Genomic DNA, 21,117 nt, shown 5'->3' on the forward strand with positions numbered 1-21,117 from the left:
GGTTAAGAAGTTGGTAATTGATTGGCGATGATTTTATTCTTAATAAATGGAGCTGCAGCTTCCAATACCATGTCGGGAGTAAAAGCTCTATCCAAACCATTTGAATCAATTACATCACTTCCTGCAAAGGATGTGGGATCACTGTCAAAAATGCTGCGTATTGCTGCTGCATGTCTTGCCTCCACCGATACAATTTTCCCGGCGATCAATAACAAATCAGCACTTACAAACAACTGCCCTGAGCCATTATATGCCGCAACCCCCAAATCCTCGAAAGTTTTGGCGGTAGCCAATACACTGGCTCTGCTGCTGAAATCCACCGAACTGAAATCGAATGACAGGTCAATGATGGCATCTTTTCCCAATGCTGCTTTCAAAAAGTCTCGGTGTACCACTTCATGGTTTTTGAGATCTTCCATGAGAACTTTTTCTGTTTGGGACATCCCACTGTAAGGATTTGCTACTACCATCAGGTAAAATGCAGCTTCAAGCTGCTCCAGGGTATAAGCATAATTCAAAATCCCTATATCACCTTTTCCCAAAGGGACAGCTTGTTTAGAAGGTTTTTTTCCGGGTTTTGGAAGGATATCTAAGACTTCTTGACATCCAGACAACAAAATGCCAGTCGAAGCAATGGCTACTCCGCTGAACTTGAGAAAATTCCTGCGGTTGCCTCTTTGAAGGTCCAATCCAGAGGTCATCTCTTCTGATAGATTTGGTTTTAACATGGTAATTGTTTTTAAATGGTGTAAAATAAATTAACAATCACAGCAGTAAAGCCCACAGAAAATATGGAATATCTGATTCAAGAAGAATAAAATATATAAACTAAACTACTCTGATCCCTATCTGAAAATTATTAAAAAATAGTTCCATTTAAAGCCTTTAAGTTGTCTTCTTGTATTGGTTCTTTTGTTGCAAAACGACTTTTAAGGCATTCAATCAATGTTTTTTTATATACGAAGTAGATGTTAGAGTTGGATTGAGCTAACGGAAAAAAAAATTACTTTGAGTTCAAGCCTGAAGGTGATATTCTAAACAAGGAGACGGTTTAGCTAAAAATGTTGTAAATATTCAACCCATGTTGCCGCTAATCTGGCAGCGTCAGGAAATTTATACAAGTAGCAAAATGCTGGTGTGAATGAGAGAAAAGCCAATCCTTTAGTTAGGATTTTATGGGAAGCACTGAACGTATGAGTTGATAGTTCTCGCGGCGGCTCGACGTTTTGATTTCCGTCTAAAGAACGGAGTCATAGACTTTATGATCTTCCAAGCTTTCGAAGAGAGAATTCTAAAATCTATTCAGATAATCTGGATGGTTTTATTTTAGACTTTTCCCAACACTTTCCTAGCCACATATTCTGCACATCTTGCAGCCAATCTAGCGGTGGCTTGATCGTGGTCAAATGATGGATTCATTTCTACAACATCCAGAGAAATAAGCTTTTTGCTGGAAGCAAGCAATTCAAATACTTTGAAAGCAAATTCCGGTCTGAATCCCATCGGTGAAGGTGCAGATACACCTGGTGCAAAGGCAGACGCAAACCCGTCCATATCCACAGTCAAATAAACTTTGTTAACAGAATCCAGAAACCAGAGGATCTTTTCCTGAATTACTTCCCAATTATTCATTCTGAAATCTTCCATTACCATCCATTTTGCACCGACTTTATCGGCTGTTGCAAAGAGTGATTTTGGATTCACTGAGCGCTGAATTCCCAAGCATAGGTATTGAAAAGCATGTGGATTTTCTTGTGCAAGTTGGAGAAATGGGGAGCCAGAATGCCCTTTTCCATCCAGAGTAGGTCTTAAGTCAAAGTGAGCATCTAGATTGATGATACCAAGTTTCTGGTTTTTGGGCGCCAGATACTTATAAACTCCACGTCCATGAGCCAACGCCAAATCATGTCCACCACCTAAAAGAATTGGAAAATGCTTCGTCTCCAGCAGGTTGAAAACAGTTTCAGTAATCAGTTCATGACTTGATTCTAAGTCACCATTTTGAGTAGTGACATCTCCATAATCGAAAATTCTGCTTTTCTCAGGCAAGTGAAAAGCCAAGGTGCCAAGGTTCTTTCTTATAGCATTTGGCGCTTCCGCAGTGCCTAGCCTTCCTTGATTTCTTTTGACTCCTTCTTCTCCAGCATATCCTAAGATGCCGACTTTTGGTGTTTCTTCATTATTGTCCACCTTGAGATCATTGACAGAGATTGTTGCTTGATGCCAGTATTCAATCGTTTCAGATTTTCTACCTGACCAAAGCGAAGGATTGGGATTCTGATGGGACATATTGTGTTGGATTTATTTTTATACTAACTTAAAAATTGCACTCTGGTACTTTTAATATCAGAAACAATGTATTCGGTTTTAGGTAATATTCAAAAGCTCAGTTGGGATCTAATAAATTGGCTATGAATTACAAAAGAATTCCTCACAAAGAGAAAATTGACTTGGACGCTTTTAATGAGCCCGATGGAGCCGCATATACCTATGCAGACTACCTCAAATGGGACTTTGAAGAAATTGTAGAATTGATCAAAGGTAAGATTTTCGCAAAGGCCGCCGCGTCGAATCGTAGGCATCAGGAGGTTTTAGGGAGTATATACTTAGAAATTGCCAACTTTCTAAAGAACCATTCTTGTAAAGTCTATTCAGCACCTTTTGATGTCAGGTTCTCAAAAAATCCAGACTATACAAAAACAGATTCTGTTGTCCAGCCTGATATTTCAGTGATTTGCGATCTTTCCAAATTGGATGATAAGGGCTGTTGGGGCGCTCCAGACTTGGTTATTGAGATTCTTTCTCCAGGAAACAGTCGAGTTGAAGTTCAAAACAAATACGAGCTATACGAGGAATTTGGAGTCAGAGAATACTGGGTGGTTCATCCAACAGACTGTACAGTTTTAATCTATACTTTAATTGATTGGAAATTCCAGCCTTCAAGACTTTTCACCTCAGGCGACCAGGTTCAATCTACTGTGATTCTAGGTTTTTCACTTGATTTGGAAGAAGTTTTTTAACCGCAAAGAACACTGCGGTTACCGCGGAGAGCGCTAGTTATTTTTATCCTTCTTTCTATGCCGGATCGGAATTTCATTTTTCTCAAGCTTTTGAAGTCAAGATTTATGGATGTTTTTAGCCTATAATAGCCCCCAAAATATTCTCATCCACCAGATTTGGTAAAGTTACTTTCAGCCCTGGACTACGATCCATTTCCCTTTGGATAGCTTCCAAAGAACCTGAATTTCTAGCCCATGCCCGTCTAGCAATTCCATTGTTCACATCATAGAAAAGCATGGATTTCAGTTTTCTTTCTGCTTCCTCAGTTCCATCGAGAAGCATCCCAAAACCTCCATTCATCACTTCTCCCCAGCCAACTCCGCCGCCATTGTGGATAGAAACCCAAGTAGCACCACGGAAACTATCTCCGATTACGTTGTGGATGGCCATATCAGCAGTGAACTTGCTTCCATCATAGATATTGCTCGTCTCGCGATAGGGAGAATCTGTGCCGCTGACATCATGATGATCGCGCCCTAGGACAATCGGAGAAGAGATTTCACCTATTAAAATAGCATCGTTGAAAGCTCGCGCAATTTTAGATCGACCTTCTGCATCAGCGTAAAGAATGCGAGCCTGAGATCCCACCACCAAATTATTCTTTTCCGCTTCTTCTATCCACGTGATATTATCCAGCATTTGCTGCTGAATGGAAGCTGGAGATTCCTGCATAATTTCTTTCAAAACTCTCGCAGCAATCTCATCCGATTTCCTCAAGTCTTCTGCTTTTCCAGAGGTGCAAACCCATCGAAAAGGCCCAAATCCATAATCGAAACACATTGGCCCCAAAATATCCTGCACATAGGATGGATACCGGAAATCAATACCATTTTCTGCCATGACATCTGCACCTGCACGAGACGCTTCTAGTAGAAAGGCATTTCCATAGTCAAAAAAGTATGTCCCTTTTGCAACATGCTTATTAATTGAATTAGCATGTCTCTTTAATGTTTCTTGAACCTTTTCCTTAAACTCTGCAGGATTTTCCGCCATCAACTGATTTGATTCTTCGAAAGTAAGTCCAACAGGATAATAGCCTCCAGCCCATGGATTATGAAGTGACGTCTGGTCAGAACCAAGTTCTACGAATATGTTTTCTGCATCAAATCGCTCCCATACATCAACAATATTTCCTATGAAGGCGATGGAAACTACCTCCTCATTGTGTTTGGCATGTTGAGTTCGGAATACTAATTCATCCATATTTTCGATTAATTCATCCACCCATCCTTGTACATGCCGTTTTCTCGCGGCAGCTGGATTCACTTCAGCACAGATCGTAACGCATCCTGCGATATTTCCAGCTTTTGGCTGTGCTCCGCTCATTCCTCCCAAACCTGCAGTCAAAAAGATCTTACCAGCAGGTTTGATTCCTGCTTCTAATTTCTTTCGAAAAGCATTCATCACCGTAATGGTCGTGCCATGAACAATCCCTTGTGGGCCAATATACATAAATGAACCCGCGGTCATCTGCCCGTATTGCGTCACACCAAGTGCGTTGAACTTCTCCCAATCATCATGCTTGGAATAATTTGGAATCATCATTCCGTTTGTGACCACTACACGCGGAGCTTCTGGAGAAGAGGGGAAAAGTCCCATCGGGTGACCAGAATAGATGTGTAAAGTCTGCTCCTCTGTCATCTCACAGAGATATTTCATCACCAAAAGGTATTGTGCCCAGTTTTGAAAAACTGCCCCATTTCCACCATAAGTGATCAATTCCTCAGGATGCTGAGCTACAGCTGGATCCAAATTATTTTGAATCATCAACATGATAGCAGCAGCGTGCTGAAACTTCGCCGGGTAATCCTGAATCGGTCTCGCATGCATATCATATTCTGGCATAAAACGATACATGTAAATTCTTCCAAATTCCTTGAGTTCCCCTAAAAACTCCGCAGCCAATTCCTTATGCCATCTGGTTGGAAAATAACGTAATGCATTTCTCAGAGCTAATTTCTTTTCCTCAGAACTTAAGATGTCCTTTCGCTTCGGAGCGTGACTGACTGAAGAATTCCGGTCTTTTTTTGCTGGAAGAGAATTGGGAATGCCTTGGGATATTTGCTCTTGGAAAACCATTACTAATTACGATTTAAGATTATTATTTATCTCGCGGCCGCACATCGGCGCGACGAAGAATGGGGTTTTTGTGAATTTTTTTTAAAATCTCCCGCAAAGGAGCAAAGTGTTTTTATTCTGACAATCTACTCGTTCATTGTGTTGATTTATAAAAAAATTTGTGACTTAAATGTATCATTTAGAATTCTAAACTTGTCTAGCGTATCAAGTATTGGATCTAAAATCTTAATTCTAAAGTCTCAAATCTTACTTCCTCTTTTCCACACTTGCTCAGGCTTAAGTTTGCCTTGATGGTATAAAATTTCTTGAAAATTTGCCGTTGGAAAAAGATTGAAGTCAGCCAATAACCCCGCTTTCAACTTTCCTCGATCTTCTAATCCTAAAGCTGCTGCTGCTCGGAAAGTCAATGCTGCAAAGACTTCGGCTGTACTGAGTTTTTCGAATGTTGCCAAAATAGAAGCCTGCATGACCAAGTCACCCATAGGAGCAGAACCAGGATTCCAATCGCTTCCAATCGCCAATGAGCCACCTTGATCCAGGATCTTTCTAGCTGGAGTATAAGCGCAACCTAAACCTATGGAAGCTCCGGGAAGAGCTACGGCAATAGTTTCTGATTTTGCCAAAAGCTCAATTTCCTTATCTCCAGAAGCTTCCAAATGATCCGCTGATTTGGCCCCAAATTTCACCGCTACCTCAGATCCTCCAGTGGTGAATTGATCTGCATGGACAGTTAAATCAAATCCCAAGTCTTTTGCTTTTTCATAATAACTTTCGATCTCTTCCGGAGAAAAAGCACTTGTTTCAATAAAGGAATCGATGCGATTTGTAAGATTTTCTGATTTCAGAAGTGGAAAAAGTTGCTCACTAATCAGCATGAGATATTCTGACTTGCTTCCCTCAAAATCTCTTGGTTTCATGTGTGCAGCAAGACAAGTTGGGACCAAATCGGCTTCAGTTTCCTGATCCGCTTGCTGGATGGCGCGAAGCATTTTGAGTTCTTCAGCTACATTCAGCCCATAGCCGCTTTTCACTTCAATTGACGTCACACCTTCTCTTAGATGTCGATTAGCGTTTGTAGTGGTGATTTCAGCAAGTTTAGTTTGTGAAAGGTTCCTGGTTTGCGTGACCGTATCCCAAATTCCGCCTCCAGCTTTCGCGATTTCCAGATAGGATTTTCCAGCATTTCTCATCTCGAAATCTTTTGCACGGCTCCCACCAAAACAAATATGCGTATGACAATCTATCCAGCCTGGCATTGCTACAAAGTCACCTTTTAGCTCAATTATCTCAGTATTCAGTGATTTAGCTTTCTCTAGCAAAACTGCAAATTCACCAACTTCCAGAATCTTCTCATCTGCAATGAGGATTCCCGCGTTTTCCAGGATCTCCATTTGCTCCTCTTCCAAAGCTCCTTTCAATGGAAGTTTATCAAGAGTAATTAATTGAGTTATTGGGCCGATGAGTTTTAGATTTTTCATGATTTTATTTCCCGCAGATTTGCGCTGAAAACCTCACGGATTTACGCAAATGATCTTTGTCAATCAGCGAATTTTTCACCGGGTATCAGCGGGTTTGATTTTAACAGTTAAATAAGTTACTCCACTCAGTTTCGTAAGGTAAACCTTCTTTTTTTGCTACTTTTTTAGCTATTTCAATTAACTCACCACTTTGAATCATCTCAATTGCCGCTTCCATATCTTCGGTCATCACGCGATCAGAAATCACTGGATCGATCTTAGATCTTACATGCTCATAGATAGCAGTCATAATTTTTCCAGATTTTAGCGGAGCATGGAAATCCATCGCTTGAGCAGCATAAAATAGCTCAATTCCTAAGATTTTCTCCACATTTCCAATGACTTGCAGGGCTTTTCTCGCACCAATCGACCCCATACTAACATGGTCTTCCTGACCTAGGGAGGTTGGGATGCTATCCGCTGACGCAGGAAAGCAAAGTCCTTTATTTTCAGAGGCCAAAGCAGCTGTGGTGTATTGCGGAATCATCAAGCCAGAATTCAAGCCCGTTTCTTTCAACAGCAATTTTGGCACTCCTGGAGTATCTCCCACAAGGGAAAGATAGATTCGTCGATCTGAGATATTACCTAGTTCCGAAGCTGCAAGACAAGCGTAATCCAATGGCAAAGCGATGGGCTGTCCGTGGAAACTGCCGCCAGAAATCGTGTGGTCTTCGCTGAACACAACAGGATTGTCAGTGACGGAATTAATCTCAGTTTCGATGGCATCTTTCAGGTGAAGCCAAGCATTTCTAGAAGCTCCATGAACTTGCGGCATGCAGCGTAAAGAATAAGGATCCTGAACCCTAGTGCAGTTCAAATGTGAATTGACTATTTCAGACTCATGGAGCAAATTCAAAATAGTCTGGGCTACATGTTGATTTCCAGCGAACGGCCTCAATTGATGTAATTCAGGCGAAAAAGGCTTGATCGATCCCATCAATCCTTCGATCATCATCGCTCCAGTGATATCGGCATGAACCAGCAGATTATGTAAACGGTCGACGATTTTCACTCCGTATGCAGCCATAAACTGAGTGCCATTGATCAATGCTAAACCTTCTTTGGGCCCAAGGTGAAGCGCTGTCATTTCGAACTTTTCAAAAACAAAAGAAGTAGCTTGGATAGATCCTTCGAAGTGCACTTTTCCCAAACCTAAAAGAGGCAAGAACAAATGTGAAAGTGGAGCTAAATCTCCTGAAGCTCCCACAGACCCCTGAATAGGCACTACAGGAATGACATCATTCTCAAGCATCCAACCCATTCGATCCAAAGTTTCCAGTTTAATTCCTGAAAATCCCTGCGCCAAAGCCTGAAGTTTCAGCACAAGCATAAGCTTGGAAATCTCGATAGCAACGGGTTCTCCCAAACCAACGGCATGACTTTTCAGAAGATTTTCCTGTAAGGTCTGTGTGTCAGCAGCTGAGATCTTACTGGTGCAAAGTGGGCCGAAACCTGTGTTAATTCCATAAACAGTCTTTTCCCCTTTAGCGATATTGGCAACAGCAAGAGCAGAAGCCTGCACCTTATCGCGGGTTTTAGGACTTAATACTCCTTTTATCTCTTTTCTAGCCAGTTGCAAAGCTTTTCCTGCTGTCAGTTGGTCTTGGCCGTACTGGAAAGTGCTCATCATAATTGGGTTTAGATTCAGGGGATTAGCAAAGATACTTAGCATCAATGATAAGTTTTGATATCAATTATGTCATGATTTGATACCTTTGGGGTATCATGGAATTGAGACACTTGAATTATTTTAAAGCCGTTGCTGAGGAGTTGAATTTTCGAAAAGCAGCCGAGCGTTTGTGTATTTCCCAGCCTGGATTGAGCAGGCAAATCAAACAGTTGGAGGAAATGCTGGAAGTAAAACTTTTTGAGCGTGATCAAAAACACGTGGATTTGACTGCGGCTGGAACATTTTTCAAAAATGAAGTTGACTTCGTCATGAATCATCTAGAGCTTACAAAGAGCCAATTAAAGTTGATTGCTGCCGGGAAAATTGGAGAGTTGAGAATAGGTTTCTTAGGCTCGGCGTCCAATCAGGTTTTGCCAGATTTGCTCGCGAAGCTAAATGCACATCAGCCTTTGATAAGCACAAGTTTGGAAGAGTTGAGCAATTCAGTTCAGGTGGAAATGATTGAAAAGGATAAGCTGGACTTGGGATTTGTCAGACTTGCATCTGTGCCAAGCGATCTCGAAATGAAGGCTGTTTTAAGAGATAGTTTTTCCTTGGTGGTACCAAAGGATCATCCAATACAGAAGCAGGAATTTATCTCAGTGAATCAGTTTAGGGAAGAGTCTTTCGTTCTTTTTTCCTCCGATTATAGCAATCTGTATTATGAGCAAATTATTGGAATCTGTAGAGAGGCAGGTTTTTCTCCAAAGATCAGGCACAAGTCAGTTCATGCATTGACGATTTTTAAATTGGTGGAGAATGGGATGGGAGTGGCGATTGTACCTACTTCTCTAAAGGAAGGGTATGAACTGAATGTACGCTTTATGGAGATTCCACATATTCGTCAGTACACCGAGCTTTCTGCCATCTGGAAAGCCGAAAATCGTAATCCTGCGCTGAAGCAGGTTTTGCCGTTGCTTTCAAATCTCAGTTAATATTGGAAAAAAATTCCCTTTGCCCCATTTCAAAAAAAGCGGGAGTCACATCAATTGAACTTTAATCCTCAATTATATAGAAAACAGGAGTAGGCTAAAAATCTGATTTGAGGTTAAAATTTGGGGATTCTCCGTTCTCAAGGATCTATGCGAATTTCTTTAAATTATGGAATAGTTCTTATTTTGATCCAAAATTCAAATGTCGGGTGAATGTCGGGTCAAAACCGAGCCTATTACGCCCTAAGTAACAAATCAATCAGACAAATTGCCATGGTAAATCAAAATATACATGAAATGAAATGCGCCAGAAACTTTCAGTTCAATTGGATATGAAAAGTAAGTCTGCGCATTCAATGTCACCATCAAAAAACAAACTTATGGACATTAAACAACCAGAATTAGGCAGACGAATCTCTGAAATGAGAAAGGCAAAAGGATTGACTCAGGAAGAGTTGGTCGAACTATGCAACCTGAATGTGCGAACAATACAACGCATAGAATCAGGTGAGGTGACACCCAGAAGCTACACCATCAAAGCTTTGTTTGAGGCTCTGGGGATGGATTGGAAAGAACCGGAAATAAAGCCCATTTCTGAGAAAGCTAAGCAAAATGTAACTTGGCTTTATGCTGGTTTTGGAGGAGGTTTGATTTATTTCTTTCTGAGCTATTTTGAGATCAGTATGGAGATTGAGTGGATGGAAGGTGTTTTTGCAAATACCTTGAATTTTGGATTAGTTAAAGCTGGAGTTCTGATCACCTTCTCTCTATTTATTTTTGGGTTGATCAAAATGACTTCAGCTTTCCCTAATAAGATTCTTCAAATCGCACTTTGGGTGATGCTAATTGCGAATGCTGTATGGACTTCAATTGACTTGCTTTCTTTGACAACTTCCAGCTTCGAATTGGAAGATTATTATTTCGTGAAGCTAGCGACTTTTGGTCTGGCTTACGGTTTTATGGGAGCTGGTTTTCTTTGCTATAAAAACCTATGGTCAAACATACCTCAAGTAATTGGTGCGTTAGGGATCGTGTCAGGAATTATGATCTTCTCCGTCGTTGGAGCACTGTTTGGGTTGATCCCGCTTACTTTATTCGAACTGGGAGAGCTTGGGCTCTTGATCTGGGCTATCAATAAAATCGGGAGAACTACTTCTCCCGATTCTACCTTTATTGCTGAATTGCAGTCTTGATTTTTTCGTTTCCAAAGTAGGGCCAGCATTACCGGTAGTCAGAATTTGTAAATGGAATTTTTTTCTTTTTCAACTTATAGACTAGATTGCTTCATTTCCTTATCCTATTTGAAATTTATGAAAATTCTAAAAAGGACTTTGATTCTAGTTGTAACAGTATGCTATCTAGCTTCCTGCTCTTCATCAAGTGAGGTGACGCCAAAGACTGAGGCACCTGACAACATTGTCTTCACAGTAGAACTAGTAGGAAACGGAGAAGTAAAAGCTTCATTTTCCGCTGATAATGCTGATTTTTTTAAGATAAGTTTTGGCGTATCAGGGGAAGTTCCGATGCGGGTGAACGGTAATTCAGCCAATTACACCTACAAAGAAAAAGGTGATTATAGGGTTACTCTTCAGGCTCATGCTACAGAGTCGATATTTGTGGTGGATACTAAAATGGTGAATATGAATGCTGTAGCTTTAGGCTTAGATCCAAATGCAGGGTACACCAGTCCAGAGTCTTATACAGGGTATAAATTAGCTTGGGCAGACGAGTTTAATTCCTCCTCAATTTCCGAAGATTGGACTTTCGAACTTGGTGATGGCTGTCCTGCATTGTGTGGTTGGGGAAATGAAGAATTAGAATATTACAAAAAAGAGAATACATCGTTAGCTGATGGAAAGCTTATCATCACAGCTAAACAAGAGAGTGAAGGAGGAAGGAGTTATACTTCATCCAGAATGATTACGAAGGGTAAGCAATCGTTTACCTTTGGTCGAATTGATATTCGGGCGATCCTACCAAAAGGACAAGGCCTTTGGCCGGCACTTTGGATGCTTGGCACGAATATCGATGAAGTAAGTTGGCCGAAATGTGGAGAAATCGATATCATGGAAATGATAGGAGGGGCCACAGAAGATCGTGATAGAACTACTCACGGTACTGTCCATTGGGATAATGCAGGAAGCTATGCAAACTATGGAGGGAGTACGAAGCTATCTACAGGGATTTTCAATGACGAATACCATGTGTTTTCTATTGATTGGGATTCCCAGAAAATCGTTTGGCTTCTTGATGGTGTAGAATTTCATGTAATTGATATTCGTCCGGCTGATTTGGATGAATTCCATAAGCCTATGTTCTTTATTTTTAATGTCGCTGTAGGAGGAAAGTGGCCGGGCAGACCCGATGTTACTACTATTTTCCCTCAAGAAATGAAAGTAGATTATGTTCGTGTCTTTCAGAAGGAGTAGTTGATTTTACTTTCCATTTAAGGCTTCTGCAGCCCTTTCTTTGATCCGTTTTAATAGGTCGGCATTACTTTTACTTTCAGTCTCGATCTCCAGTATTTTTGGATGTAAAGAATCTGAATAAAAGTCTGTAAGTGAAGCTTCTAATTCTTCCTGATTAACGACTTTGGAATAGAAAAATCCAAACTCAGTAGCCAAATGTTGTGCAGTAAGCTTTTGTTTGGTTTCGAAATATTCTTCTAGCTCCGGCTGGTTTTTCGGCCCATCAATTAAGCGGAAAATTCCCCCCGCGTGGTTGTTGAGAAGAATGATGCGAAGATTAGGAATGGAGTAATTGTGCCAAAAGGCATTGCGATCATAGAAGAATGCCATATCTCCCGTAATCAAAGTCACGATTTCCTTTGTGGTGAAAGTACATCCTACAGCAGTAGAATTGGATCCATCGATTCCTGAAGTGCCCCGGTTACAGCTTATTTCTTGTTCTCTTTTTCCCAGCAAATTCAAATAGCGAACAGCCATGCTATTGGCTACATGGATTTTTGAGACAAGAGGTGTTTTATTCAGGCAATAAGCTAAAGCTGTGTATTCACCGAAAGTCTCGCTTTCCAAGAGGGTAGTCAGGTTCATAGACACTGCTTTTTCAAGAGATTGCCATGCCAGATAGTATTCAGGATTTTGCACCACAAGGTTCTGATTTAGCCAGTTGAGGAAGTAAACTGGTGATGCAGCTATATTTCTAGTCAGTCGCTGATAAGTATCTTTTGCTTTTCCATCGGCTTGAATGTGCCAATGCGATGCATGAGTATTTCTCAGGAAAAGCTTAAGTGATTTGGAGATGATCGATTTACCAAAACTGATGATTAAGTCTGGCTTCAAGTTTTTCGAAATCTCTGGATTCCCTAACCAATGATCATGGAGTGTAATAGTTTGATCAGACTGAAGATTGCTGATCGTATCAGTGACGATTACTGCCTTTTGATTTTTTGAGAGCTGATTCAGCAGACTTTGAAGGTGCTGATCAGGAAGTTGTTGGCCGGGTATTATTAGAATCCTTTGAACTATCTCCAGCCTGCTTTTGAGTTTGATTAGTGATTCATCTGTAGGCTGGGTTTTGCTTTTCAGCAAATCAAAAATCCTTGGATTTTCGGAAAAGTTCAGTTCTTCGTCCTTCTCAGGATAGAAAGGCTCCCGAAGCGGAATATTGATATGAACAGGGCCCGGTGGAAATTGATTTGCGAGATTAATCGCTTCATTCACAATCCGAGATGAGTGCCACAGTTGATCTGGATTGTTGCCAGTATCAGGCAGCTGAAAACTTCCTTTTACATGCTTACCATATACATCAGTCTGGAAAATCGTCTGTCCATCATATTGATCAATCCATTCGGCAGGTCGATCTGCAGTCAAAATCAACAAAGGAACTTGTTGGAAAAATGCTTCTGCTATAGCTGGATAATAATTTAAAGCTGCTGAACCGCTTGTACAGACCAAAGCAACTGGATGATCCAATTGCTGAGCCATTCCAAGGGCTATAAATGCTGCTGAACGCTCATCAGAAATAGTTCGAGCATGTATTTCTGGATGTCTGGCAAAAGCTAGCGTCAAAGGCGCACATCGTGACCCAGGAGAAAGTATGGCGTTTTCAATACCTTTTTTGGCACAAATGGCCACTAAATCGACAATAGATTGAAGTATCAAGCGCTTGGGTTTTGGATGAATTTACCTATGATCTGGCATTTAAGTTCTGTTTCTTCCCACTCTTTTTCAGGATCAGAATCTTCTGTCACTCCCGCTCCCGCATAAAGCGTTGCTTCATTGTCATGAAGGCTCGCGGTTCTCAAATTAACATAAATGGAAGTGCTTCCCTGAATATTCACAGGTCCTAAAAATCCAGAATAAAACGAGCGATCAAAACCTTCAAATTCCTGAAGAAAATCGTGCGCTTCGCCTCTAGGCATTCCGCAAACAGCTGAAGTAGGGTGGAGGAGACCTAGCATAATGGATCCAAGTTCTGGGAATCCTGTTTCCTGCATATTGATTTTGAAGTCGGATCGCAGATGCAGAAGATTACCAGCTAATACTGTTTTGGGTCCATGCTCTTCGTATTCTCTAAGGCGTATTTTCTTAAAACAAGAAACGATATACCTGCTCACAAGTGCTTGCTCTTCAATTTCTTTCTGAGTCCAGGCCGCCGATTTGAGTGGATTGTCTCCGATTGCTATTTGGGTCCCGGCTAGAGACATAGTATAAAAAGTATCTCCTTTTGTTTCTATCAGAGTCTCGGGAGAAGCTCCTATCCAAGTGCCCACGTGCGGCAAATGGAAGAAATTGATAAAGGCATTTGGATAGGAATCCATTAATTTCAAAAGAGTACAGCTCAGGTTGAAATTTGGAGGAATGGAAATGGTTTTAGTCCGTGCAGGAACTACTTTTTCAAGCAGATTTTGCTGAATAGCTTTAATTCCTTCCTTCACCAGCTGGGTAAAATGATCTTTTTGTTCACTCAGTTTGGAGGTTTTTATTTTGCTGACTAATGTTTGATTAATCAGTAATTCTCGAATTTCCGCGGGAGAAAGCTTTTCTTGATTATTCAATTGGATTTTAGCCCATTCAGGAAGCTCATCTGTGGCTATTGGCTTATCAATCTCAAAGGAAAAGTACTTACTAGCTTTGATGAAATAGGCTTTTTTATCAACCTGATCTGCGAACGGATGCACTATAAATCCTGGCTCAAGCTCTTCGATAGACAAATCAACCTTAAAAGGATTTGCGGTTTCGTCCAAAACAATTTCAACGGTATTTGATTTTGGTTTTCGCCAAATGGCAAATGAACCTCCAGAACTCAGGGCCAACTGAAGTAGGAGCTGAAGAATTTCTGTTTTGGTATGATTTGTTGCTACGTTGGTATGCATTACTTTTTATCTAAAATTGCCATGGTAATCCGGCTGATGCAGCAGAGTTGATCTAGTTCATTTATGATTTTTATTTCCCAGACCTGTGTGCTTTTCCCAATATGGATTGGTTTCGTAGTTCCGGTGACCAATCCTGATTTAACGCCTTTTAGGTGATTGGCGTTGATTTCAAGACCCACACAAATTTGTTTTTTTAAATCAATAGTGAGCGAACTAGCTACACTTCCGAGCGTCTCAGCGAGCACTACGTTAGCTCCACCATGCAACAATCCCATGGGTTGTTTTGTTCTCTCATCTACAGGCATGGTGGCTGTCAGGTGATCATCTCCTATTTCAGTAAATATAATTCCCAAATATTCAGTCATTGTGTTTTTACCGGTTTGGTTGATTTGATCCAACGAAGGCTTTTGAGCGAATACCATGAAAATTAAAGTAAATGAGTTTTCTTTGGGGGGAAGACAAAAATAGAGAATCTTGAATCGAAAAAAAATTTACTTAGTTAGGCACGGACAAACTGATTTTAATCTCAAAGGTGTAGTGCAGGGCAGTGGAATAGATGCTCCAATCAATGAAAACGGAAGGAAGCAGGCCGCTGCATTTTTTGAGGCTTACAAAAGCACTCCATTTGATCAGGTATATTATACGGGACTTAAGCGTACCAAGCAATCAATACAGTCTTTTTTAGACTTGGGAATTCCTGCAATTTCTACGACGGATCTCAATGAGATTTCTTGGGGAGATTATGAAGGGCTGCCGATGACAAATGAAGAAAATCAATATTATCTACACATGTTGGAGCAGTGGCAGCTGGGGAATCTCGATTATTGTATTGCGGGCGGAGAAAGCCCAAATATCGTCGCTAAGCGGATGCAACGTGGAATCGATGCGATTTTAGAAGGGCCAGGAAAGACGATTCTGGTTTGCATGCACGGGCGTGCGATGCGAATCTTTTTGAGCTTGATTATGAAGCAGGACTTGTGTCACATGGATATGTTTGAGCACAAAAATCTTTGCCTGTATTTAATCGAAGAAAAGGAAGATGGGAGTTTCGAGTTACTGAAAAGAAATGATACTGCGCACCTCAGGGAGCTGGGGTAGTATTTCGCTTGTCGATTTTCTTTTTATGCTGATTAGCTTCAAAAGCCGTCAAATATGTATCCAATGACTTTTTGTTGGCGGTCATATCAATCAAACGGAATGCAATTTCCTGAAGCTTCATATTCTCACCTTTATCCAAGGAAACTAAAAACTGTCCGAGAAAGCAAGCATCAAATTCACATTCTGGAATATTGATAATCATCGCAAGCTCAGAATTGCCTGCATAAGTCCTTATTTTGAAAGCAGAAGAAAATTGGGACTGAATTTCCTTCATTGAGGTATTCAGGGATTTTAATTCCTTTGATTTGAATAAAACCAAAAAAGTTTTGGATTCAGTTTCCTTAGCAAACACCGAAAGAGAGAGAAATAGGGTGATAAGTAGAATTCCAAGACTTTTCATAGCTCTCAATATAGAAAATTTAATTTATTGAAAGCAAAAAAGAGGATAAAAAGAAACCCCGAGCTGAAAGTCCGGGGTTTCTTTTATATGTTTTCCTGTGCTTGCTCTTAAGCTTTGGAAGCTTTAGTAGCTCTTTTCTTTTTTGGAGCTACTTCTTCGATGATCTCATCTTCTACTCCGGCGAGAATTCTACCGCAATGCTCACAAACAATTAGTTTTTTCTTCTCACGAATATCAGCCTGTCTTTGTGGTGGAACTGTATTGAAGCAACCACCGCAAGCACCTCTTTTTACCATTACTACTGCTAGACCATTCTTGGCATTAGCTCTGATTTTGGTATATGATTTAAGAAGTCGTTCGTCAACTTTCTTTTTGGCTTTTTCACGATCATTATTCAGTTTCGTTTCATCAGTTTCGCTTTCAGATACAATCGAAGTCAATTCGCTGTTTTTCTGATCCAGATCTTTTTGGCGATCCTTTTTAATTAAACTCAGCTCCTCCAAGTCCACTTTTTTGGTTTCGATTCTATGCCCAGCTTCAGTGATCTTTTTCTTCGCAACCTGAATCTCTAGATCCTGAAGTTCAAGCTCCTTGGTGATAGCATCATATTCGCGGTTATTGCGAACATTCATCTGCTGCTCCTGGTACTTTTTGATCAGTTTTTCAGAGTCCTTGATGCTTTCTTTAAGCGCCTTTATTTCATTATCAAAAGAATCTATTTCACTTTGAAATTTCTCCAATCGTGTTTCATAACCAGCAATTTCATCTTCTAAGTCCTGAACCTCTTCTGGAAGAGCTCCGCGAACTTTAATGATGGCATCTAGTTTTGAATCTAAAAGTTGAAGGTTGTGAATAGCTTCGAGTTTCTGTGCTACTGTACTTTCCATGTACTATCGGTAGGATGAGGGATTTGTAACTACTTTTGTCAAATAGAGTGCAATATTAGGGAAATTTTGTGACAATAACTCCCGGAGTAATTCTTTTGTGAAAATTTCGCTCTCATAATGTCCGATGTCACAGAGAATTAATGCTCCATCAGCATCGAAAAACTCGTGGTATTTTACGTCGGCTGTCACGAAGATGTCCGCACCAGCTCTTTTGGCATCTCCAAGAAGGAAAATGCCAGCGCCACCACAGACAGCCACCCTTTTTATTTTGCGGTGAATCAATCTTGTATGTTTGATCACTTCTAGGTTCATCTTGGATTTTAGAAAATCTAAAAAATCTTCACCTTCCATTTCTTGTTCAAGTGTCCCGATCATTCCTGCGCCAACTTCCTGATTTTCATTTTCTAGAGCTTCCACATAGTAAGCTACTTCCTCGTAGGAATGAGCTTCACGCATTTTTCTCAACACTTGTGGAAGCACATGATTGGAAACCAAAACTTCTACTCTGATCTCTTGCTCTTCTTGTGCTTTACCGCGCTCTCCTTTAGTCGGATTGGCTTTTGCCAAAGGGGTAAAAGTACCGGTGCCTTTGATTTGAAAAGAGCAATCTGCGTATTCACCGATTTTGCCTGCACCTGCAGCATAGACTGCTTGGAGTACCTTGTTTTTTTCTTGTTCTGGCACGTAGAATACGAGTTTGCTCAGTAGTTGCCTTTTTGGTTGCAAAATCTTGGTGTCCAAAAGCCCCAATCGATCAGAAATCCGCTTATTCACTCCGTGAGCCACATGGTCGAGATTGGTGTGAATGGCATAGATAGCTATGTCATTTTTGATTGCTTTGATGATCGTTCGCTCCACGTAATTCTTTCCGGTAAGGCTTTTCAACCCTTTGAAAATAATCGGGTGATGAGCCACGATCATATTGGCTCCCAATTCTATAGCTTCCGCTACTGTAGATTCAATGCAGTCCAGCGAACACACAATTCCCGTCACTTCCGAATTCCTGTCGCCTGTGATCAAAGTAGCGTTATCGTATGACTCCTGATAGGATGGAGGGGCGATTTGCTCCAAGTATGAAATCACATCGCTAATCTTGTATCCCATAATTTTTCTGTTTATTTGATCAAAAATAGTAATTCTAGAATGCGCTGGTACGCTTTTTTGCTTTATCCTATAGCTTTATTATACGATTTGGTCACTCGACTTCGGAATTGGTTTTTCGACTTGGGCTGGCTGAAAAGTGTCTCCTCTCCGATACCAAGTATAGTAGTTGGGAATCTGAGTGTGGGCGGAACCGGTAAAACACCCATGGTGGAATTCTTGATTCGAATGCTTCGTAAGGAGAAGCAATTGGCGACGCTAAGTAGAGGTTATGGACGAAAAACCAAAGGATTTCTTGAAGCTAATCCGAGTGTTTCTCCAGAAGAAATCGGAGATGAGCCATTTCAGATTTACCAGAAATTCTGTAATGAGATTTCTGTAGTTGTAGGTGAGGATCGCGTAGCTGCGCTAGAGAAAATAGCTTCCAAACCTGATGTTCCTGAGCTGGTGATTTTAGACGATGCATTCCAGCATCGCTATGTCACCGGGGATTTGCAAATTCTTTTGACTACTTACCAAAGACCTTTTTTCTCTGATTTTCTTTTGCCCATGGGCAGACTCAGAGAAAGTAGAGCTGGCGCAAAAAGAGCAGATGTAATCATCATTACCAAATGTCCAGAAGATCTGAGTAGCTCTGAGAAGGCTAAGATTAGAAGTAAGGTAGTTGATTATAGTAGTGTAAATACTCCAGTGCTTTTTTCTTCTATTTTTTATGGAGAACCAGTGTCATTAATAGATTCTATAGTGTTTTCGCCTAAAATCATTCTGCTGACGGGCTTGGCAAATGATCAACCACTTGTGGAATATGTCAATAAGAAATACGAGTTGCTGGAAGTACTGAGCTACACAGATCATCACGAGTACCTGAAGGCTGATTTCGATAAAGTTCGGACTAAAGTTAAGCAACATGCATCGCAAAATCCCGTTGTGCTTACGACCGAAAAAGATGCGGTGAAAGTTAAATCCAATGCACCCAAAGGTTTTCTGGAAGAAATTCCGATTTTTGTGCTACCAATAGAAGTGAGTTTTTCATCAACTGATGAGCTAACTATGGTACAACTAATCCAACAAAAGGTCTTCAAAAAGGACAATATCTAAGTGAATAAACGGTTACTCTGTTTTATATTTTTCCTCAGCATCTCGAGTGTTTACTCTGCTTTTGCGCAGCGTACTTTCCCGCCAACGCGCCAAAATCCTAATCAGCAAAGGGAATTAACTGATCCAAATGAAGAGGAGGAAGGAGAAGGCAGAAAATCACTGCTTGATGATAGCACGAGGATGGTTTATGGGCCTAAAACGAGTTTGTACTTTTACGAAAAAGACATCAAGCGAAACAATCTGATTCTTTATCCGCAGGATACTGCGCTGAATAATTTCCACAATTATGCTCCGTTAGAAAAGAGGAACTGGAAGTATCAGGATTTGGGGAATATTGGCAGCGCGACTAAGCCGATTTTATATGAGATCCCAGATGTCATCGGAACTAGAGCTGGATTTTCTGCTTATGATCTGTACTTCCACGCACCTGAAAACAACAAGTATTTCGACACCAAGTCTCCATTCACTGAGATGTCTGCCTTTTTTGGTGGAGGCCAACGGAATATGCTGGATTTGGCTTTTGCCAGGAATATCAATTCTCGATGGAATGTGGGATTTAATTTTCACACGATAAGAGCAAGAAAAACACTAAATCCCGTGGCACGGGATGACAATATGGTAACTCAAAATTCCTACTCGATTCATACGAATTACCGTTCCGAAAACGGAAAGTATTGGTTTTTGGGTAATTTTTCCAGGATGCTTCATAAGGTGAATGAAATCGGCGGAATCATTCCTCCGGAGGTTGATAGCACCTCAGTTTATTTCACTTATGAAGATGCAAAGGTGTGGCTGAGTAATACGAAAGCTAGTGACATGAGGCAGGAGTATAGATTCTATCATGAGTATAGCGTCCGTGATGAACTTCAGATCTACCATATTTTTGATCAAAAGAATAAGGACATATACTTCGAAGCTGCTTTGACTACCTCCGATTCACTTTTCTATCCTAGGACGCGACTTAATAATCAGTTGGATACGACAAGGAATTACAGTGATTTCAAAGAGTGGGGAAATGAAGTAGGATTCAAAGGGAGTTTCAAAGGGTTTTATTACAACGCTCACGCAAAGTTTCGAGCAGGCAGGATGAAAAGTACTTTCTATACAGAGAAAAATAACTTCAATGAGGTTTATCTGGGTGGAGAATTAATCGGTAAAATATCAGAGAAATGGTCCATTAGTGCTGATGGAGAATACCTGATTCCGGGAGCTTTCAGGCTTCATGGCTTGTTTATTTCTCCTTGGCTGGAGGTCGATTATACCAAAGCTGTTTACAAACCTACTGCCATGCAGCAGATGTATTATGGCAATCACTATCGATGGGATAATGATTTCGATAATGTTGGTGTGGATCAGATCCGGGGAGTCTTTAAGTTAGATTTCAAAAAGATTCAACTCAGACCTTCACTGACTATCAATAGAATAAACAATTATGTGTTTTTTAATGAACAACGAATAGCCGAGCAAGCTAGCGGAGAAGCATTTATGCTTATTCCAGGATTAAAAGCGAATGTGCGAATAGGACAGAAGTTTCAATGGGATACTGAAGTGATATTCACCCAAATCACTGGAGCGTCAAGTGATAATTTCAGGATTCCAAAGTTCTACGGAAATACTAAGTTTTACTTCGATAGTCCTATGTTCAACGATAATGTTTACATTCAGTTTGGGATTGATATTCGTTATCATTCCGATTACTACGCAGAGGCATATTTACCTTCCACTCAGCAATTTTACCTTCAGAATGACTTCAATGTTTATGCCTATCCTGTGGCTGATTTTTTCTTGGATTTCCGTATCAACCGCACGCGGGTTTTCCTGAAATACAATCACCTAAATAGTGGCTTGATGAATCAGGAAGGATACTTTGTTACGCCAGATTATACGGGTTATAAGTCATTTATTGATCTGGGAATCACCTGGTATTTATTCGATTAA

General features: G+C 40.6%; 18 protein-coding genes. 7 read left to right on the forward strand and 11 right to left on the reverse strand.

Annotation, left to right across the window (positions count from 1 at the left end):
• Positions 1-2 precede the first annotated feature (2 nt).
• Both BVH04_RS20490 and hutG read right to left on the reverse strand, forming a co-directional pair.
• The gene (locus tag BVH04_RS20490; RefSeq protein WP_086543333.1) at positions 3-728 is read right to left on the reverse strand and encodes a ferritin-like domain-containing protein; all 726 of its coding nucleotides are present in this window, start codon (positions 726-728) and stop codon (positions 3-5) included.
• 598 nt (positions 729-1,326) lie between these two features.
• A complete protein-coding gene (hutG, locus tag BVH04_RS20495) occupies positions 1,327-2,289 on the reverse strand; it encodes a formimidoylglutamase (RefSeq protein WP_086543334.1) in 963 nt (320 codons plus the stop codon).
• A 122-nt stretch (positions 2,290-2,411) separates the two neighbouring features.
• Here hutG and BVH04_RS20500 point away from each other — a divergent pair, with 122 nt between their 5' ends.
• Entirely contained in the window at positions 2,412-3,020 is a 609-nt protein-coding gene (locus BVH04_RS20500) for a Uma2 family endonuclease (RefSeq protein WP_086543352.1), read from the forward strand.
• A 115-nt stretch (positions 3,021-3,135) separates the two neighbouring features.
• On the opposite strand, the gene BVH04_RS20505 is transcribed toward BVH04_RS20500, so the two are convergent.
• The 3 genes from BVH04_RS20505 to hutH all read right to left on the reverse strand — a co-directional run bounded on the left by BVH04_RS20505 (position 3,136) and on the right by hutH (position 8,286).
• Positions 3,136-5,139 carry a urocanate hydratase gene (locus tag BVH04_RS20505; protein ID WP_086543335.1) on the reverse strand — a complete coding sequence of 668 codons (2,004 nt, stop codon included), beginning with the start codon at positions 5,137-5,139 and terminating at the stop codon, positions 3,136-3,138.
• A 239-nt stretch (positions 5,140-5,378) separates the two neighbouring features.
• Positions 5,379-6,617, reverse strand: coding sequence for an imidazolonepropionase (hutI, locus tag BVH04_RS20510; RefSeq protein WP_086543336.1), 1,239 nt, complete (start codon positions 6,615-6,617; stop codon positions 5,379-5,381).
• Between the two features lie 100 nt (positions 6,618-6,717).
• Positions 6,718-8,286: a histidine ammonia-lyase gene (gene hutH, locus BVH04_RS20515; protein ID WP_086543337.1), complete on the reverse strand. Its 1,569-nt coding sequence runs from the start codon at positions 8,284-8,286 to the stop codon at positions 6,718-6,720.
• A gap of 95 nt (positions 8,287-8,381) precedes the next feature.
• Between hutH and BVH04_RS20520 the strand changes: the two genes are divergently transcribed.
• The 3 genes from BVH04_RS20520 (at position 8,382) to BVH04_RS20530 (ending at position 11,686) form a co-directional block, all read left to right on the forward strand.
• Complete coding sequence (locus BVH04_RS20520) at positions 8,382-9,260, forward strand: LysR family transcriptional regulator (protein WP_086543338.1); 879 nt, start codon at positions 8,382-8,384, stop codon at positions 9,258-9,260.
• 377 nt (positions 9,261-9,637) lie between these two features.
• Positions 9,638-10,450 (forward strand): helix-turn-helix domain-containing protein, encoded by an 813-nt coding sequence (locus BVH04_RS20525; protein ID WP_086543353.1) that lies wholly within the window; start codon positions 9,638-9,640, stop codon positions 10,448-10,450.
• A 117-nt stretch (positions 10,451-10,567) separates the two neighbouring features.
• Entirely contained in the window at positions 10,568-11,686 is a 1,119-nt protein-coding gene (locus tag BVH04_RS20530) for a glycoside hydrolase family 16 protein (protein WP_086543354.1), read from the forward strand.
• Between the two features lie 6 nt (positions 11,687-11,692).
• On the opposite strand, the gene menD is transcribed toward BVH04_RS20530, so the two are convergent.
• Genes menD through BVH04_RS20545 form a run of 3 tightly spaced genes read right to left on the reverse strand, consistent with a single transcriptional unit; the run spans position 11,693 to position 15,017 of the window.
• Positions 11,693-13,381 carry a 2-succinyl-5-enolpyruvyl-6-hydroxy-3-cyclohexene-1-carboxylic-acid synthase gene (menD, locus tag BVH04_RS20535; protein ID WP_086543339.1) on the reverse strand — a complete coding sequence of 563 codons (1,689 nt, stop codon included), beginning with the start codon at positions 13,379-13,381 and terminating at the stop codon, positions 11,693-11,695.
• Positions 13,378-14,595, reverse strand: a complete 1,218-nt coding sequence (locus tag BVH04_RS20540; protein ID WP_086543340.1) for a chorismate-binding protein — start codon at positions 14,593-14,595, stop codon at positions 13,378-13,380. The genes menD and BVH04_RS20540 overlap by 4 nt, the downstream gene beginning before the upstream one ends.
• The gene (locus BVH04_RS20545) at positions 14,595-15,017 is read right to left on the reverse strand and encodes a hotdog fold thioesterase (RefSeq protein WP_086543341.1); all 423 of its coding nucleotides are present in this window, start codon (positions 15,015-15,017) and stop codon (positions 14,595-14,597) included. The genes BVH04_RS20540 and BVH04_RS20545 overlap by 1 nt, the downstream gene beginning before the upstream one ends.
• A 52-nt stretch (positions 15,018-15,069) precedes the next feature.
• Here BVH04_RS20545 and BVH04_RS20550 point away from each other — a divergent pair, with 52 nt between their 5' ends.
• Positions 15,070-15,693 (forward strand): histidine phosphatase family protein, encoded by a 624-nt coding sequence (locus BVH04_RS20550; RefSeq protein ID WP_086543342.1) that lies wholly within the window; start codon positions 15,070-15,072, stop codon positions 15,691-15,693.
• Here the strand turns inward: BVH04_RS20550 and BVH04_RS20555 are convergent.
• The 3 genes from BVH04_RS20555 to BVH04_RS20565 all read right to left on the reverse strand — a co-directional run bounded on the left by BVH04_RS20555 (position 15,677) and on the right by BVH04_RS20565 (position 18,084).
• Positions 15,677-16,093: a hypothetical protein gene (locus BVH04_RS20555; protein WP_086543343.1), complete on the reverse strand. Its 417-nt coding sequence runs from the start codon at positions 16,091-16,093 to the stop codon at positions 15,677-15,679. The two genes, BVH04_RS20550 and BVH04_RS20555, sit on opposite strands and share 17 nt — an antisense overlap.
• Positions 16,094-16,200: 107 nt before the next feature.
• Positions 16,201-16,980: a zinc ribbon domain-containing protein gene (locus BVH04_RS20560; RefSeq protein ID WP_086543344.1), complete on the reverse strand. Its 780-nt coding sequence runs from the start codon at positions 16,978-16,980 to the stop codon at positions 16,201-16,203.
• A gap of 3 nt (positions 16,981-16,983) precedes the next feature.
• A complete protein-coding gene (locus BVH04_RS20565; protein WP_086543345.1) occupies positions 16,984-18,084 on the reverse strand; it encodes a Nif3-like dinuclear metal center hexameric protein in 1,101 nt (366 codons plus the stop codon).
• Between the two features lie 39 nt (positions 18,085-18,123).
• Here BVH04_RS20565 and lpxK point away from each other — a divergent pair, with 39 nt between their 5' ends.
• Positions 18,124-19,179 (forward strand): tetraacyldisaccharide 4'-kinase, encoded by a 1,056-nt coding sequence (gene lpxK, locus BVH04_RS20570; protein ID WP_086543346.1) that lies wholly within the window; start codon positions 18,124-18,126, stop codon positions 19,177-19,179.
• Positions 19,180-21,117, forward strand: a complete 1,938-nt coding sequence (locus tag BVH04_RS20575) for a putative porin (protein WP_240511001.1) — start codon at positions 19,180-19,182, stop codon at positions 21,115-21,117.

Origin of the sequence: Algoriphagus antarcticus (assembly GCF_002150685.1) — a bacterium.
GTDB lineage: Bacteria > Bacteroidota > Bacteroidia > Cytophagales > Cyclobacteriaceae > Algoriphagus > Algoriphagus antarcticus.

Coding starts and splice junctions, on each gene's coding strand:
- BVH04_RS20490 (WP_086543333.1), bottom strand. CDS start 728: ATGTTAAAACCAAATCTATCAGAAGAGATGACCTCTGGATTGGACCTT.
- BVH04_RS20505 (WP_086543335.1), bottom strand. CDS start 5,139: ATGGTTTTCCAAGAGCAAATATCCCAAGGCATTCCCAATTCTCTTCCA.
- BVH04_RS20540 (WP_086543340.1), bottom strand. CDS start 14,595: ATGCATACCAACGTAGCAACAAATCATACCAAAACAGAAATTCTTCAG.
- BVH04_RS20565 (WP_086543345.1), bottom strand. CDS start 18,084: ATGGGATACAAGATTAGCGATGTGATTTCATACTTGGAGCAAATCGCC.
- hutH (WP_086543337.1), bottom strand. CDS start 8,286: ATGATGAGCACTTTCCAGTACGGCCAAGACCAACTGACAGCAGGAAAA.
- lpxK (WP_086543346.1), top strand. CDS start 18,124: ATGCGCTGGTACGCTTTTTTGCTTTATCCTATAGCTTTATTATACGAT.
- BVH04_RS20520 (WP_086543338.1), top strand. CDS start 8,382: ATGGAATTGAGACACTTGAATTATTTTAAAGCCGTTGCTGAGGAGTTG.
- BVH04_RS20500 (WP_086543352.1), top strand. CDS start 2,412: ATGAATTACAAAAGAATTCCTCACAAAGAGAAAATTGACTTGGACGCT.
- hutG (WP_086543334.1), bottom strand. CDS start 2,289: ATGTCCCATCAGAATCCCAATCCTTCGCTTTGGTCAGGTAGAAAATCT.
- BVH04_RS20560 (WP_086543344.1), bottom strand. CDS start 16,980: ATGGAAAGTACAGTAGCACAGAAACTCGAAGCTATTCACAACCTTCAA.
- BVH04_RS20555 (WP_086543343.1), bottom strand. CDS start 16,093: ATGAAAAGTCTTGGAATTCTACTTATCACCCTATTTCTCTCTCTTTCG.
- BVH04_RS20545 (WP_086543341.1), bottom strand. CDS start 15,017: ATGGTATTCGCTCAAAAGCCTTCGTTGGATCAAATCAACCAAACCGGT.
- hutI (WP_086543336.1), bottom strand. CDS start 6,617: ATGAAAAATCTAAAACTCATCGGCCCAATAACTCAATTAATTACTCTT.
- BVH04_RS20530 (WP_086543354.1), top strand. CDS start 10,568: ATGAAAATTCTAAAAAGGACTTTGATTCTAGTTGTAACAGTATGCTAT.
- BVH04_RS20525 (WP_086543353.1), top strand. CDS start 9,638: ATGGACATTAAACAACCAGAATTAGGCAGACGAATCTCTGAAATGAGA.